2 protein-coding genes are annotated in these 998 nt (G+C 62.1%); both read right to left on the bottom strand.

What is annotated here, in order from left to right; genetic code table 11:
* Positions 1-616, bottom strand: a 616-nt coding sequence (locus E5X34_RS32590) for a beta-ketoacyl synthase N-terminal-like domain-containing protein (RefSeq protein WP_292124567.1), incomplete at its 3' end; no start/stop codon positions are given.
* Positions 617-898, bottom strand: a complete 282-nt coding sequence (locus E5X34_RS32585; RefSeq protein ID WP_029356603.1) for an acyl carrier protein — start codon at positions 896-898, stop codon at positions 617-619. It lies immediately after the preceding gene.
* Between the last annotated feature and the right edge of the window lie 100 nt (positions 899-998).

Here is a 998-nt window from a genome sequence, read left to right as displayed (position 1 = left end):
CGCGCATTGCTTCCCATGCTTTCAGCACGCCCCATGCGAAGGGTGCGTCGCTGCCCCCGGAAACCATTACGTCGGCCCGGCCCAGCTTGATCTGGTCCACCGCCGAGGCGATCGCATGGTTGGCCGAGGCACATGCGGAGGTCACCCCGAAGACCGGCCCGCGCAAGCCGAGGCTCAAGCTAAGATGGACGGAAGCGGCGCTGGGCATCACCTTTACTCCAGTGAAGAGTTCAGCACGGATTGCGCTACCCAAAAGCAGTGAGCGGTAAGTTTGTTCTGTTGCGTACGAACCGGTAAATCCGACGCCCACTGTCGCGCCGAAGCGATGGGCATTCCCCTCGTCGCAGGAAAGTCCGGCCTGCCGCATGGCTTCGCGCGCTGCAAGCACGGCGAGCAAGCTGAAGCGGTCCATGGAGATGAGATGCCCCCGGTTGATGTCGTGCTGGGGCAGCGCCTTGATCTCAGCGCCGGTCATGCCCTCCAGGTCATGAAGCTCGGAATTGGCGATCGGGCCGATGGCGGAGCGGCCTTCGCGCATCTCTTTCCACATAGAGGCGGCGTCGGTGCCCAGTCCGCACAGGCCGCCCACTCCGGTGATAACGACGCGCCTGTCCATTCAAGCCTCCTTCGCAAGCAAGCCGCGGACGGCTTCCACGACGTCGCCGACATTCTTGAGATTGGACCAGGCATCGGCCGTGTTCATGTCGATCTTGATGCCGTAGGCCTGCTCCACATCCCAGAGGACGTCCGCCAAACCCAGCGAATCGAACCCGAGCGCGTCCAGTTCCGTGGCGATTGTTATCTCGCCGACGAATGACGCAGGCATTCCCTCACCGCTCTCCGACTCGGCGCGTTTCTTGATCAGGGCAATGACGTCCGTTGCGAATTGATCGGCCATTCTGTTTCCTGTCTTTCTTTCCCGCGTTTCGACCTGGACGCGGCTCAGTTCCTGAGGCGCGCCGCGTCGCGAAAGCCATCACGCTTGGGCAACTGACAAA

This window comes from Mesorhizobium sp. (assembly GCF_004963255.1).
Lineage (GTDB): Bacteria > Pseudomonadota > Alphaproteobacteria > Rhizobiales > Rhizobiaceae > Mesorhizobium.
Note: the sequence above shows the minus strand (reverse complement) of the source record. Positions and strands in the feature narration are given on the sequence as shown.

Excerpts from the sequence above, each read along its gene's own strand:
- E5X34_RS32585 (WP_029356603.1), bottom strand. The coding sequence starts at position 898 with ATGGCCGATCAATTCGCAACGGACGTCATTGCCCTGATCAAGAAACGC.